Source organism: Weizmannia sp. FSL W8-0401 (genome assembly GCF_038009125.1).
Classification (GTDB): Bacteria; Bacillota; Bacilli; order Bacillales; family Bacillaceae_C; genus Weizmannia; species Weizmannia coagulans.
On record NZ_JBBPAG010000001.1, the window covers coordinates 1,990,878 to 2,005,769 of the forward strand.

The following is a 14,892-nucleotide window of genomic DNA, read 5'->3' on the forward strand; positions in this document are numbered from 1 at the left end:
TAATGGCAAGGATGAACATGCCGAAAACTTATTGCCCCTTTATTGCGACCGGGTCACTTTTATGTCCTGCTGCCGGCACGTCGATTTCCGGCAAATAGTCCGAATACCGGCTTAACGCCGGGTAATAAAAAGTGGAGACCGTGACGGTGTACTGCAATCCACTCGATCCAGGCGCTCCTTCCCCCGGACTGAAATTGAGGCTTTCGATCACCGTAATGCGCGGCAAGTTTTCAATCGTCTGTAAAAATGTTTTCATGCTCTTGTAGCTGTCTGACTCCACTTTTAAAGTATACGACAGTTTTTTGACACCGACAGGCAGCACGTCTGTTTTTTGCTGTGTGCCGGATGAGGTGCCGCTCGTTGTGCTTTGTGTAGCCTCCTCGCTCCCGGACGTACCGGCGGAGTCCTGCTGGGCGTCTGTTTCCGTAATCCGGCTGCCGGAAAGGGCCTCTGCCATCCTGAACTGAAGCAGCACTTGTTCCGCAAGCGGTTTTGCCGGGATTTTCCGCATCAGGCTGACGACATTGCCAAGCTGCAGTTCCGGGCTTTGCTGTTTTTTTGACTGCAGGCTGGATAGCACCTGCTGTTCCGATTTCAACGCGGCTTTTTGCCCGGCCAGCTCGGACTTGGCCGGCGCCAGCACAAACCAGTACAAACCGGCTGCACCGGCAAGGCAAACGGCAAAGAGGGCAAGAATGATAAAAAGCTGCTTCCGGTTTAAACGGAGGTTCATTGCTGTTCCTCCTTTTTGCCGGCGGCATTGAGCGCGGCTTGGTTGAGCTGCATCGTATATGTCGCTTCATAAACCGTTACGCCCTCCGCTTCACCGGTTGCCGCATTGTCCGGGCCGGCCGTTCCCCCCGCCGCCGCCGGGGCGGAAGAGGAACCGCCCCCCTTTGTTTCACCGGCCGTTTTGGATGCAGCAGATGAGGAAGAGGAACCGGTTTTAGGCATCCCTGAAGACGATCCGCCGGCCGTTTTGGACGCATCCGATCCTGAAGATGCGCTGCTTGCCGTTTTGGAAGTGCCGGATATTGTGCCCGTTCCTGCAGCTGAGCCGGTTGCAGCGCCGGATGTGCCGCTTGACGAAGCACCGGCCGTTTCCGTATTCATTTTGATGCTGTTTAAGACGGCGCCGCTGAAGTACTGGCTGTCATTCAGCCGTTTTAAAAAGTAAACCGCTTCATCAGGAGAATCAAACTGGACGGTCACATTCGCGCCTGTGCTGCCGCAGGAAAAGTCCGTGATATAGCCGTATTGCGGCAAAAGTTTGGTAAGCTTGTCCAATACCGGCACCGTCTTGACCGGCGTATCGCTTGCCCATTTAACGGCGGACGAAAGCTTTTTGAAATCCTGTATGTCCGCATTGCTTTTTTGTGCTGCCTGTTCAGCGGCCTGGAGCGCTTCCGTCTGTTTGATTTGCTGATTGACAGCAGCAAGGTCCTGTTTTGTCTGATGGAGCGCAATAAAGAAGACAATGAGAAAGATGGCGGATGCACCGGCCAGTATCCCGGCCCAAAAGAGCAATGCGATATTTTTCGGTTCTTTTTTCGGCAGCAGGTTAATCTCAACGAGCATTTATTTCACCTCTTTCAGTGCAAGGCCCAAAACAGGCGCAAAGCGGGCGGGAAACGGCTGCCCGGTTGCGGAAGATACTTTTTCCGTTACAATCATCGTGACCGGAAGGCCAAACTGCTCCGCAAGATTCTCCGCAACCCCAGGCAAATACGGATAATCGCCGTTCAGCAAAATTTGATTGACTGCATCCTGCCCTTTCCGGATCGAAAACTGGTAATAATTCATGATTCTGTCCAGCTCTTTATAAATATTTTCCGTCTGGTAGCGGAGCAGCGGGTCGCCCTCCGGCCAGCGGTACTTTTTTTCGCCAAAAGCACTGGTCTCCGTCTCCCATTTGGAAAGCGGAATATCGACTTCAATCTCCCTGGTAAGCAGCGGGAAATGCCGGTGGAAAATGGTTGCAGTGGCCATGGACAAATCAAACTGGAGAAGGAGCAGATGGTCCATCGCATTCAGTGTATTCAAATGATAAAAAGACCGGTAGGCGCATAGCGGGGAAATATCGGCAGCAACCGGGCTCAGGCGGATATCGTTAAAAAAACCGGCATAATCTTCGACGACATCCCGGGGCGCAGCAAATAACAACACCTGCTTTTCTTGATTCGATGCACCAAGGAGCGCAAAGTCAAATACAGGATCGTCAAACGGCAAATGAATGGTGGAACCGAGCTCAAGGGTAATATAACCTTCCATTTCATCCATGGCAATCTCATCCGGAACAGCAATTTGGCGCACGACGACAAAATTGTCGGGCACAGCAAAGCGAACCGGGTGCTTTCCCTTCAGCCCCCAATCATCAAGACATTCTTCAGCGATCATCGCAAGCGTCTCGGCATCGATGATTTTCCCGCCGCGGATCAGCCCTTCCGGCAAATACCGCTCGCCCATTTTCGCAACAACAGGCGGGTCAGCCTGCCTCAATTCGAGAAAACGAATGACATGGTCTTTGATAATGAAATTTCCGGTTTTTTTCGATGATGGAAAAAATGAGCGTGGCATCATGATGGCTCCTTAACTAGAAATCTTAAAAACCAGTAACCAAGGCCTGGCACAGAGGGCAGGCCTTGATTTAAAAAATTGTTGAAAATGTATAGCACTTATCACTGTGTTGCTGTTGCTGTACCTATTTACCTATTGTTACTTCATCACCTGTACGTTTTGCAGAATTAATGTCTGCTAAATTCGCATTCTTAAAATGTACTTTAACACCACCATCATCTCCATCCCCGGTTAATTGGTAATCAATTTTTCCATCACTACCTGTTGTAACTGTTACTGTGTATGAGTTCAGTTTGCTATCCTTATCATCGACATACTTGGCCAAATCATCCTGTTTTATTGTTTCTCCTGGCTTTACATCATTATCCGCTGCATATAATTTTGCAGCATTAATCACTTGTATAGCGTCTGACTTAATCGCATTAAATCTCGAATTCTTGATGACATTCGCAATCGCCGGGATCGCAATCGCGGCAATAATGGCCAAAATGACAATAACCGCCAACAGTTCAATCAACGTAAAGCCCTTTTGATTTTTCAATAACTTTCTTTTCTTGTGCAACATTGTTTCTCCTCCTATTGTTATAGAACTTTTTACCTATATTATACATGATCATGTTGCATAATCCTACCTTTTTTGGCCAATTTATTGAACATTATTATAAATTTCGAACATCGGAATCATGATGGCGGCAATGATCGTGCCGACAACGGCTGCCAGGACGACGATCATGAACGGTTCAATCAGCGCCTTGATCTGGTCGGTGGCGGCTTCGACTTCGGCTTCGTAAAAGTCGGCGACTTTGCTAAGCATGGCATCCAGCGCACCGGTTTCCTCGCCAATCGCAATCATCTGCGTGACAAGCGGGGGAAAGACCCAGTGGCGCCGCATCGGTTCTGTCATCGACTGCCCTTTTTCCAGCGCATCGCGGGCCTGGCGGAGCACTTTTGTCATCACTTCGTTTTCGACGATCGCCTCCACAATCGACAATGCCTGTAAAATCGGCACGGAACTGGAAAACAGCGAGCTCAATGTCCGCGTCATCCGGGCAATGATCGATTTTTGGACGAGTTTGCCGAAAATCGGGAATTTGAGCACCGCATAATCCAAATAAAATTTGCTCGTTTTGTTTTTGCGCAAAACGACCAGCAGCACGTACACCCCGATCAAAATCAGCACGACAAGCCACCAATAATGCTGCATAAACCTGCTTGCTGACAAGACAAGGCGTGTGACCGCGGGCAGGCTGGCGTTATAGTTTTTGAGCATTGAAACAAAGGTCGGGACGATTTTTACGAGCATAAAAATGACGACAACAATCGCCATCACCCCAACAAAAGCCGGATACGTCAGCGCCGACCTTACCTTTTGCCTTGTGCGGTGCTGCTTTTCGTAGTAGGTTGCGAGCCTTTCCAATGTGCCGTCAAGGTTGCCGCCCGCTTCACCGGCGTAAACCATGTTAATGAACATCGGGGAGAACACTTTTTTATGTTTCGCGGCTGCCTGGGAAAGCGGAATCCCGCCGCGCAAATCTTCCTCGACAGCCAAAAGCGTTTTCTTTAATGTCTTGCTGCTCGTCTGGCTGGCAAGTATGCTTGTGGAATCGACGACGGTTACGCCGGCTTTCAGCAGTGTTGAAAACTGGCGGAGGAAAATGACAAAATCCTGCAGTTTCACCCTGCCGCCGAGGCTGATTTCCATCGTCATCAGCGTTTCCGGCAGCTCGTTGATTTGGAGCACACGAACGCCCTGCCCGCGCAGCTTGACCAGCGCCTCCCGTTTCGATTCGGCCGTGACGACGCCGTTTTTCTTCCCGGCTTTTGTCCTTCCCTCGTACTTAAATCGTGGCATTTTGGACAATCTCCTGTAAATAAGGTTCTGCCGCTTCTTTGGAAATCGCGCCCACTGCAAGCAATTCCTTCACATCGGTTTCAAGCGTGTGCATCCCGAATGCGCGGCTCGTCTGCAGGACATTCACGATCTGGTGAACTTTTTCATTGCGGATCAGATTGGCAATGGCCGCGTTGTTGACGAGCACTTCCGTGGCAGCCCTCCGCCCTTTGTTGTCGGCTGTCGGGAAAAGGCGCTGCGAAATAATCCCAACTAAAACATTTGCCAGCTGGATGCGGATTTGCGCCTGCTGGGACGGCGGAAAAACGTCAATGATCCGGTCAATCGTCGACGGCGCGCCCGATGTGTGCAGCGTGCCGAGGACAAGATGCCCGGTTTCCGCCGCTGTAATCGCTGTATGGATCGTTTCGAGATCGCGCATTTCCCCGACTAAAATCACGTCCGGGTCCTGCCTGAGTGCCGCGCGCAGGCCGTTCGCAAAGTTTTGCGTGTCAAACCCGACTTCACGCTGGTCAATGATGCATTTTTGGTGTTTATGTAAATACTCAATCGGGTCTTCAAGCGTAATAATATGTTTGTGCAGCGTTTTGTTCATATGGTCAATCATGGCGGCAAGCGTCGTCGACTTCCCGCTTCCGGTCGGCCCTGTCACAAGCACTAAGCCATGCGGTTTTTCCGTGAATGCATACAATACAGGCGGCAGATGCAGTTCTTCAACTGTCGGGATCGCAGTCGGGACAACGCGGATCGCCAGCGACACGCAGTTGCGCTGCCGGTACACATTGATCCGGAAACGGGATACGCCCGGGATGCCGTAAGAAAAATCAAGCTCCCCGCGTTCCTGGAAAACCGGCCACATGGTATCGGAAATGATCGCTTTCGCCATTCCTTCCGTCATTTGCGGCGTCATTACTTCTTTTCCGTAACGTTTCAGCTGGCCGTTTAAACGCAGTATCGGCGGCACGCCAACGGATAAGTGAAGATCCGATGCTTTCAGTTCGAAAGCCGAGCGAAGCAAGTATTCAATTTTTTCCTTCATTCCTTTCACCTACTCCGGTAGGGCGACGCGCAACACTTCTTCGGTCGTTGTCAGCCCCTGCTTTACCTTTAGTAATCCGTCATCGAGCAGAAAAATCGTTTTATTTTGGATTGCATACTCCCTTAATTTGGACAAAGGTTCCCCGTTCATAATCCCGCGCCGGATGTTTTCATTGATCACCAGCAGTTCCTGGACTGCCATCCGCCCTTTATAGCCGGTCATGTTGCAGTTTCCGCATCCGCGGCCGCGGATAATTTTTTCAATTTTGATGCCGCGCTTTTTAAAAATTTCTATTTCTCGTTTTGTCGGCGCCTGTTCTTCTGCGCAGTCGCGGCACACTTTGCGCACGAGCCGCTGCGATACGACACCGCTGAGTGAGGTGGCAACGAGAAACGGCTCAACGCCCATGTCTATTAATCTCGTAATCGTGCCGAGCGCATCATTGGTATGCAGCGTACTTAAGACGAGATGGCCGGTGAGGGAAGCGCGGATGGCAATTTCAGCCGTTTCCTTGTCCCGGATTTCCCCGACCATGATAATATTCGGGTCCTGCCGCAAAATCGCCCGCAGCCCTTTGCTAAACGTCATGCCGACCCCCGGGTTGACCTGAATTTGGTTGACGCCTTCAATCTGGTACTCTACCGGGTCTTCTACCGTAATGATATTCACCTGTTCATCATTGAGATGGTTTAGGGCCGCATATAAAGTCGATGACTTCCCGGAACCGGTCGGCCCTGTGATCAAAATGATGCCGTTCGGGCGGTGGATCAGCTGCGTAAAACGCTTGAGATTTAGCTTGTTAAAATCGAGCTGGTGGATATCATGGATGGCTGTTGACAGATCCAAAATCCGGAGCACAATTTTTTCCCCGAATACGGTCGGTAGCGTTGATACCCGGATATCAACCGGATGGAAATCGACGTCCATTTTAATGCGTCCGTCCTGCGGGATGCGATGTTCGGTAATATCGAGATTTGCCATAATTTTAATACGCGCCACAAGCACGCTTTGCATCGATTTCGGCAGCACCCGTTCCGTCCGCAAAATCCCGTCAACACGGTAACGGACGATAAACTTTGTTTCCTGCGGGTCCAGATGGATATCGCTCGCCCGCATTTGGACGGCATTTTGCAAAATCTGGTTGACGAGCTGGACGACAGGCGAATCTTCTTCCCCCGGACCGGTTTCAGCCGCCTCTTCCTTTTCAGCAATGCCGTCCAGCAATTCTTCCATATTGTCATCGAGGTCGTAATACTTATGGATCGCCCGCAAAATATCGTCTTTCGAGGCAATCGCCGGTTCAATGCGGAAGCCGGTCGATAGCCGCAAGTCATCAATCGCATTAAAATCCATCGGGTCCGCCATTGCGACAAACAGTTTATCCCCGTCTTTTTTGAGCGGAATAAGAAGATTTCGTTTCGCCATTTCTTTCGGCACAAGGTTCATGATGCTCTGGTCAAAAGGATAGCGGAAAAGGCTGATGTGCGGGATGCCGAGCTGGAATTCGAGCGCTTCAATGAGCTGCTGCTCGGTAATCAGCCCGCGCTGAAGAAGCACATCGCCCAGTTTTTGGCCCGCCGCTTTTTCCTTCAGCACCTGTTCCAGCTGTTCTTCTGTAATCAACCCTGCATCCACCAATAAATCGCCAAGCCTTTTTCGCACTTGTTTCATCCGAATTCCCCCGCTTTATCTGTCATGTCCCGGGCCTTTCTTATGTCAGCTTTTGCTGTCCGCCCCGTTATCCTTGCCGTCATGCGTACCGGTGCTGTCTTTGCTGTCATTTGAAGTTCCAGCTTTTGTGCTGCTGCTTTTTCCGTTCTTTTTTGAAGCTTCCGCATCGGCATTTTTTCCGCTGCTTTTCGCAGCCTCCGCGCCGGCACTTTTTCCGCTGCTTTCTGAATTGCCGCCGCTTGTTGGCGTGTCCGTTTCATTACCGGAACCGTTATCTGTTTCCGATGAGCCATCCGTGTTTTCCGTTTGCGCCGGATTGCCTTTTACAACCATTTGTGCCACCGGCGGATAAAAATCTTCCGCCAACAGCACGGATTTCAGCAGGCCGTGATTCCGGCTGTAAATATTGCGGAACACCCTGGCATAATAACCTGCTTTTCCAGCTTGCACGACAACAGATTGATCCGTTTTTAAAGCGGCTTGAAATTGCACGGTTGTTTCGGGATGAATCGTTTTTTTATCTTTCAGCACCATTTTATAGTTTTCGAGAAAAGGCCGGCCTGCCACAGAAACGGAAAAAACACCGTTATGAACCGTAAATTTCAGCTGATAAGCGGTTGGGTTCGGGTTGACAAAAGAGAAATCCAGCTTTCCTTTCACCACTTTCGCTTCTTTTCCAAGCGCTGCATAATACGGCAGTTCGTTCCCCGTATTGCGTTCAATGATTTCAAAATTGGTCGGCAGCACCGCCCCGTATACTGCGGTTGCGACTATGCTGAGTGCTTCATTTGAAAAAGAAGCGCCTGTTTTTTCCGCTGTTTTTAATAAGGAAAACATCCCGTGCGCAGGAATGTTGACTTCCGGAAACTGCTTTGCCCAATTTTCGAGCTCCGTTGCTTCCACAATCGAAACATTTGATACGGAATCTTTTGATACTGTCGTTTCTTTTTCGCTCCCGTCCAGGGCATAACCGGACAAATCAAAGGAAAGATTGGTGGTCTCAAGCCTGGCAGCGGCATGGCATATGGCCTTGTCCAGCCGGGAAATATCCACGTCATCCGGGCTGACGTCGGGAAAAGACTTTGAGACCAGGTTCCGAAGCCCGTTATCGTCAAGCGTAACAACAAGTGACGAGGCCTGCCCGTTTTTTACCCGGAGCATGCTTTCTGTTACAGAAAAATGCAGCAGTCCAGCCGGAAGCTTCACCGTTTTTGACAAATAGACAATTTCTGCCGAATTGGATGCCTTCCATTTCTGCACGGCAGCCGATAATTTTTGCCGTGCCTGCTCTTCAGTCAGCCCGGACAGCTCTATTCCCCCGGCTGCAGTGCCCTGCGCATATTTTTCTTTATGGCCGAATCCGTTCTCAATGGCCAAAGCCCCAAAATGTGAGAAACTGAATATAAAAGCTGTGCTGATCAATAAGATTGTAAACACTTTTAAAAACCGCTTGTTTCCCACACTTCAACGCCGCCTTTCATTCATCAACATGCATGGACAATTCAACAAGAACACCCGGCCCGGCCTCCTGCGCCCGCTTAATGTCTTCTTCAGACAAAACCGTTCCGGCCGTGATAACCCGTTCCCCGTTTCCCGCGTAAATGTCTTTTGACGCTTTCTTTCCTTTTAAAAGTTCCACCTGTTTTGCCCGGAGTGCCTCCATTCCCGCTTCGCCCGGTTGTTCAAGATCCTCTTTCTCTTCTTTTTTCAGCAGTTCTTCAGGATCGTCAAGAAAATGGCCGGGTGCTTCCTCTTCCACAACGACAATATCTTTTCCGTACGTCATGACAAAGTCAGCAGAAAGGATCGTTTCCGACTCGCCTGTTTGCAAAACAATGCCTAAAATTTTGCCTGTATTTTCATCCGCGTAAAATTCTTTTACTTCGCCAACCAGTTCTCCTTTCCGGGTCATTACTTTCGCGCCGACAATGCGGATTTTTTTGTTGACGAGCTGGTCTGCGATCGGAATTTCATTTAAATCAATAACAGCCCTGTCGCTTTCCACGGTGACCGCATACTCGCCGATCCCGACCACTTTTTTGAACGGAATTGCTTTTACAGTTACTTGCCAGTCTTCGTGTTCGATCGTTAAAAAATCGACGGATCCTTTGTCCGGGTTAATGACGAAAGACTTTACTTTCCCGATTTCAGCGCCTTCAGAAATGCTGATGATCGGCTGCCCCAAAATTTGCGTGCTTTTTTTCATCTACCTCACACCTGTTTCCTCATGGATTATAGACCGTATTTTGTCCTTAAAAAATCAATTTCTTCGCGGATGACCGGGTATTCCACATATGTTTCCGCCAAGCCCCTAAGCAGAGAACGCAGCTTGCCAAATTGTTGTTCAGCTATGTAATGGTCGATCAGAAGGCTTGCAAAAGTGAAATAATCTTCCGGCGCAAGCTGCGGGTGCAAATGGGCTTTCACAAGCTGTTCGTACGCATCAGCTGGCTGCGTAAGGCGGTAAAGGTTCAGTTGTTCAAGCAGCACCCCAAGCAATTGCTTTTGAATAGGCGTTGTCCCGTTTGGCACGGCTGCTGCTGCCGGCGCTTCCTCAACAGCAGTGTTTCCGGCCGTCTCCTCTTTTTTTGCAGTTGTGTTGTCCATACCTGCGCCTTTTTCTTCTTGGAGGCCGTGGCCTGCCTCCGAAAGATTCCCGAATTTTTCCGTCTTTCTGGTTTCCTGGTTAGGCATCCTATCGATTTCTTCCAGCTCATCCACGGCAGGCATGCCTTTCCCGGAAAGTGCAGCAGGTGCTTCCGCTTCCTTTTCAAAAGAAAGGAGCGGGATCTCTTCTTGTTCAACATATGGAACATTTTCAGAACCGGATGGCGTTCCCGGCCCGGTTCCTGCACCAGCTTCGGAATCCTGGCCATCCGCCTCTTTTGCGGCTGCCGCGTCCAGAGGGTTGGTGTCCGGGCTCTCCGCTTCCGCAACCCATTCTTCAACTCCATACATTTCAGGCAATTGATCAACCGCATGTTCTTCATTTGTTTCTTCAAGCATTTCCAGGCGGTTTTCAAGAAACGCAATTTCTTCTTCCCCGGAACGTTCTGCCGCCTGTTCGTTTGCCGGAAGAGCGGTTCCCGTTTCATTTCCGGCCGTATCCTCCAATTCTTCCCATTCCGGTTCATCCTTTTCTTCTGGCAGGGCCCCTTCTGTTTCAGGTCCCGGCCCATTTTTCCCCGGCAAAATCTCTTCCATTTCAGGAGCCGGAGCACTTTTTTCAGCCGGGAGAACAGCGGCATTTACGTCAGGCGAGACCAGTGCTGCCGGCCGATTTCCCCGTGCAACCGCCATCTCTTCCTGCTCATCCCATACTGGAAATTCGTCTGCATCGTTATCCTGTCCAGCGAACAAAAATGCCAGCTTTTTTTCGAACAGATAAGCCACACAAAGCACGAGCAAAAAAACAATCAAACAGCTCTCCCATAGCGGAACCACATTGCCCGCCAAAATGCCGAAAAGCGCCAGCAAAAAAGCGGTGCCGGCCAGCACAACCACGCCTTTTTTGGAAAATCCGAAAGAAAAAAAGACAAAAAAGGCAATTACGCATAAAAATCCAATCACGGCAAACGCCGCAGTGAGAAGATCCATCATCCCACCTCTGTTTCTGTCAGAGTACAATATTTCCAGAAAAACCAATTATCGAAAATCAACTAAGACTATTTTATTATAAATCTCGGCGAATGGGAAGATTGTACTGCATCTTTTTACCTGTCTCTTACTGGACTGATGTATTGATTTCTTTCAAAGTCACTTTATTCACTGTCGGGATCCCTTTCGGCGGGTTTAAAATCATATCTTTTTTAAAATTAACGGTGAGTCTGGACTTTGCAGGATCCGCAGGCTGGGGATATTGGAATTTCAAAATTAGCCCATTTTCTGTCCAGCCCCTTGATGCACTTAAACCAATCGTATTCCCATAGATACCCCCATTAATTTTCAAATTTGATCCGATGCCATATATAAATAAGTCACGATTTGAGTAGAGATAAGCATCAATCACTTTTGGACGGTCTTTATACAAATTATTGTTGGCCAACTGAATATTTCCATCGCAAAGTAAAATAAGCGTGCCGCTACTGTTCGAGAAATTCTCGACATCTGCGTCTCCTCGTACATAAATGCTGCCGTTCGTATTGACATCCCCGCTGCTCGTAAGGGAACCGTTGACATACATCACCCCGTTTAAATTTAATGCTGAAACGTCGCTTAAAGTAGCATTTCCGGCAATATAAATATACTTATCCGCCCCTGTCGACAGCACTCCGTTTAAATCGGCATAACCGCCTACGTAAATTTTGCCTTTTACTGTTAAATTCCCTTTGACAGTCAAATCATCTTTTACATAAAGATCCCCATTTACAGTCAGGCTTTTGTTTTCCCCAACGATTAAATCATCGCCAACGTACAAGTTTCCTTTTATCGGTTGACTGCCAACCTGGCTGGCTGTTACATCATAACCAAAAGCGTTCCCATACTTGTCTGTATTATAGGAATAATTGGAATTTATTTTTATATTTTCCGGCCATCCCAGCAGCTTAGCTGTAATCATATCGCCTACATTTATTTTATCAACCGTTAACTGACGATTTTTCACAACCGGAGCAACAGAAAAGTAGCGGCTGAAGCTTTCAGGTCCAAATGGCTTCCATGAATCAAATGTTCTTGCCGGATGCTGACCGGCCTCATAATATCTTCCCTTCACTGTTAACGTCCCATTGATTGCTGGATAGTAAGTTCGTATATATTGCGTGAACCCTAAATCAACATATTTCCCGTAGTTTGAAACATACAGATCCCCCCCGATATTCACATCTCCAATAATATAAGGAGACCCGTACAAATACATATTCGACGGCGTCACGGCTGTATATTGAAAAACGTCCGAGACAGTGGAAAGCGTCATCACCTTTGTTAACGTTTTTCCAGACTTTCCGATTGGCACTGTTATGGTGACTTTGCCCAAAACAATGCCGTCTGGTGCTGTCCCGTCTTTCAATGTTTTATATGCGATGCTGCATTTGCCGTTTTTCTGTTGCTGTATGTTGGTTATTGCTGCCTGAAGCATGCTGATCAGCTGGCTTGGCATGACAGTCCCGGTTGCAATAACACTGTTGATGCTGTCAACTTGTTTCTCAATTAAAGCAGTCGCTTCATCAGCCACCATTTCCGCGTTTAATTTATCCTGGGTGCCCGTTTCAGATACTTTTACTGTTTTAAAAGTGCTGACGGATGCGGATACGAGCGAAACGGTGATGATCGCCGCGACTGCGAAAATGAGAAGCACTGTCACAAGCGTATACCCCTTCTCTTCTTTTAAAACATGCATCATTGATCCCCCTCTTCGCCCAGTTTATAAGAGGCATAGATCTTTTTCTCGAAATGATTTTGCGTGTCTTTCATTACAAAATGGCATATTAGGCTGCCGTTCTTGACCGTAAAAGTTGTCCCGTCAAGTGAAATTTCATCGCTGTTTACAATGGTGCCTCCTACCGACAAATTCCCGTCTGATACAGCGATTGTCTTGTCTGTTGAACTTTCCTGGTAGGTACCGTCACCCGCAACATCTATATTGATAGCCACTGCTTTGAAACGGGTAAAAGTCCCGTCATCACTTTCGTCATCAGGTTCAACGTCGTCTATATTTTCCATTGTTCTCTCCATATATTGCAAAATTGCCGTTTGTTCTTTGACAAAGTATTTACGGGCCATGTCGCTTTTGGATTGGGTGATCACCGAATTTAAAACGGCATAAATAACCCCGATAATGATAAATGAAATGGTAACAGCCGCCAGTAATTCTACTAAAGTGAGCCCTTTTTCATTCCGGCATTTCATTTTTTCACATACCCTTTCACTTCAACTGGCTTTGGATTATTTCCAGTGTCGACTTTCACTTTGACCAGCAGGAGGCGATCAGAAAGAGAAGAATCCGCCGGAAGGGAAACGGACACATATGCCTTATAACCGGAAATTTCCGCATCGCTGTCCAGCCCTAAAACCGATTGAATATCAGCCTGTTGTGTGGTGTTCGCCATCTGCTGCACTTCATTAAAGTTTTTTTTCTGGTAAGCTCTTAATATCCCGGTTGCAATTTGCAATGCAGACAGCGAGTCATCCGCTTTTTTTGTCACGCCCGCATTATTGGCCAAGATGGCGCCCACTGTAAGCATCACAATCGCTAAAATCGTAATCGAAGCCAGCACTTCGACAAGTGTAAATCCCCGGCTGTTTTTAAAAAGGGGTTTTTTCATAGCAACCTCCGTAAGCATTTTGTCATGAGCCTTCTTACCTATAAAACTTATTTTATCAAAAAGCGCCGGGAAAGTAATTCAACAAAAGAACAAATAAACAAAAAGGGCAGAACTTTTTCAGCTCTGCCCATTTCTCTCTGATTGGCCCAAAATGTATTTCCGGACTTTTGAAATAAAGTATAAGGACCCTGTAATCACTAAAACATCTTCTGAGCCTTTCATTTCTTTTATTTTGGTGCGTACGGTTTCTTTCCAATCCTTAGAAAATGATTTATTTTGATGACGGCTTATCTTATACAACACCTCTGCCGGAATGGCTCTTGGAAAATCAAAAGTTGTGAAAATGATTTCGTCTGTTTTTTGGTCGAGTTTTGGAATCATGTGATCCAAGTCTTTGTCGCCAAGTGCGGAAAAAATCATGCGGATTTTTTTTCCGCGCAGATGGGTGTCCATCGTTTCGATCAGGCTATCAATGCCTTCCGGGTTGTGGGCGCCGTCAATGATAACGGGCGGGTCATCCAGCAGTTTTTCAAAACGGCCGATCCATTTGCTTTCGAGAAGGCCTTTTTCCAGCGCATGCTGCGGGATGCGGAAATGGTGGAAATGCTGTAACAGTTCCGTCCCCATAACAGCAAGGGCGGCATTGTAAATCTGATGACGTCCCATCATCGTGATCGACAAACGGTCATAGGCGCCGTACGGGGAAGCAAAACGGAACTGTTCACCGGTTAGATCCCCGCCGATCTCCGCGAAAGAAAATTCCTTCCCGGCACGGAAAAGCGGCGCCTTTTCTTTTGCCGCTTTTTCTTCAATTACCGCCAGCGCATCAGGCAGCATGGCTGTTGTTGCAACCGGCACCCCGTGTTTGATAATGCCCGCTTTTTCAGAGGCGATTTCTGCAATCGTATGGCCAAGCACATTCATATGGTCATGGCCGATATTGGTAATCAGGCTGGCAAGCGGTGTGATGACGTTTGTGGAATCAAGCCTGCCGCCAAGGCCGACTTCATAGATAACAATATCCACCGGCCGGATCCCGGCAAAATACAAAAGTGACATCGCTGTAATGACTTCAAACTCTGTCGGTGCGCCGAATGCTGTGTGCTCCAGTTCTTCTGCAAGCGGGCGGATCTCGTTTGTAAGCCGGACGAGGTCTGCATCCGTCACCGGCGTTCCGTTTACGCTGATCCTTTCGTTAAACTGCTCAATATATGGGGAAGTAAAGGTGCCAACCAGTAATCCTGCCTGCTCTAAAATATTGCGCAAAAAGGTGACGGTCGACCCTTTTCCGTTCGTCCCGGCCACGTGGACCGTCCGGATTTTTTGTTCCGGGTGGTGCAATTTTTCCATCAGCCACTGCATCCGTTCAAGCCCCGGTTTCATCCCGAATTTCGAGCGGGACCGGATCCAGCCGACCGCTTCTTCATAGGTTTCAAACATTTGCCTTTCCTCCCGTATGCAAGGAAGACGAATCCGTAAAGAATTCGCCTTTC

General features: G+C 48.4%; 14 protein-coding genes. All 14 read right to left on the reverse strand.

Annotation, left to right across the window (positions count from 1 at the left end):
- Positions 1-28 precede the first annotated feature (28 nt).
- Positions 29-733, reverse strand: a complete 705-nt coding sequence (pilO, locus tag NSU00_RS09760) for a type 4a pilus biogenesis protein PilO (protein ID WP_340703609.1) — start codon at positions 731-733, stop codon at positions 29-31.
- Positions 730-1,578, reverse strand: coding sequence for a PilN domain-containing protein (locus NSU00_RS09765; protein WP_340703610.1), 849 nt, complete (start codon positions 1,576-1,578; stop codon positions 730-732). Before NSU00_RS09765 ends, pilO begins: the two co-directional genes overlap by 4 nt.
- Positions 1,579-2,577, reverse strand: a complete 999-nt coding sequence (gene pilM, locus NSU00_RS09770) for a type IV pilus biogenesis protein PilM (protein ID WP_340703611.1) — start codon at positions 2,575-2,577, stop codon at positions 1,579-1,581.
- A gap of 124 nt (positions 2,578-2,701) precedes the next feature.
- Positions 2,702-3,142, reverse strand: coding sequence for a prepilin-type N-terminal cleavage/methylation domain-containing protein (locus NSU00_RS09775; RefSeq protein ID WP_340703612.1), 441 nt, complete (start codon positions 3,140-3,142; stop codon positions 2,702-2,704).
- 81 nt (positions 3,143-3,223) lie between these two features.
- Positions 3,224-4,429: a type II secretion system F family protein gene (locus NSU00_RS09780; RefSeq protein WP_340703613.1), complete on the reverse strand. Its 1,206-nt coding sequence runs from the start codon at positions 4,427-4,429 to the stop codon at positions 3,224-3,226.
- Positions 4,416-5,468: a type IV pilus twitching motility protein PilT gene (locus tag NSU00_RS09785; protein ID WP_207368102.1), complete on the reverse strand. Its 1,053-nt coding sequence runs from the start codon at positions 5,466-5,468 to the stop codon at positions 4,416-4,418. The genes NSU00_RS09780 and NSU00_RS09785 overlap by 14 nt, the downstream gene beginning before the upstream one ends.
- Positions 5,469-5,477: 9 nt before the next feature.
- Positions 5,478-7,139 carry a GspE/PulE family protein gene (locus NSU00_RS09790; RefSeq protein ID WP_340703614.1) on the reverse strand — a complete coding sequence of 554 codons (1,662 nt, stop codon included), beginning with the start codon at positions 7,137-7,139 and terminating at the stop codon, positions 5,478-5,480.
- 45 nt (positions 7,140-7,184) lie between these two features.
- Positions 7,185-8,600 carry a VanW family protein gene (locus NSU00_RS09795; RefSeq protein WP_340703615.1) on the reverse strand — a complete coding sequence of 472 codons (1,416 nt, stop codon included), beginning with the start codon at positions 8,598-8,600 and terminating at the stop codon, positions 7,185-7,187.
- A gap of 16 nt (positions 8,601-8,616) precedes the next feature.
- On the reverse strand, positions 8,617-9,345 hold the full coding sequence (locus NSU00_RS09800) for a PRC-barrel domain-containing protein (protein ID WP_340703616.1): 729 nt from the start codon (positions 9,343-9,345) through the stop codon (positions 8,617-8,619).
- Positions 9,346-9,371: 26 nt separating this feature from the next.
- Positions 9,372-10,739: a hypothetical protein gene (locus NSU00_RS09805; protein ID WP_340703617.1), complete on the reverse strand. Its 1,368-nt coding sequence runs from the start codon at positions 10,737-10,739 to the stop codon at positions 9,372-9,374.
- A 124-nt stretch (positions 10,740-10,863) separates the two neighbouring features.
- A complete protein-coding gene (locus NSU00_RS09810; protein WP_340703618.1) occupies positions 10,864-12,477 on the reverse strand; it encodes a polymer-forming cytoskeletal protein in 1,614 nt (537 codons plus the stop codon).
- Entirely contained in the window at positions 12,474-12,983 is a 510-nt protein-coding gene (locus NSU00_RS09815) for a prepilin-type N-terminal cleavage/methylation domain-containing protein (RefSeq protein WP_340703619.1), read from the reverse strand. Before NSU00_RS09815 ends, NSU00_RS09810 begins: the two co-directional genes overlap by 4 nt.
- Positions 12,980-13,399 (reverse strand): prepilin-type N-terminal cleavage/methylation domain-containing protein, encoded by a 420-nt coding sequence (locus NSU00_RS09820; protein WP_029141301.1) that lies wholly within the window; start codon positions 13,397-13,399, stop codon positions 12,980-12,982. The genes NSU00_RS09815 and NSU00_RS09820 overlap by 4 nt, the downstream gene beginning before the upstream one ends.
- Positions 13,400-13,516: 117 nt before the next feature.
- Positions 13,517-14,839 carry a bifunctional folylpolyglutamate synthase/dihydrofolate synthase gene (locus tag NSU00_RS09825; RefSeq protein WP_340703620.1) on the reverse strand — a complete coding sequence of 441 codons (1,323 nt, stop codon included), beginning with the start codon at positions 14,837-14,839 and terminating at the stop codon, positions 13,517-13,519.
- Between the last annotated feature and the right edge of the window lie 53 nt (positions 14,840-14,892).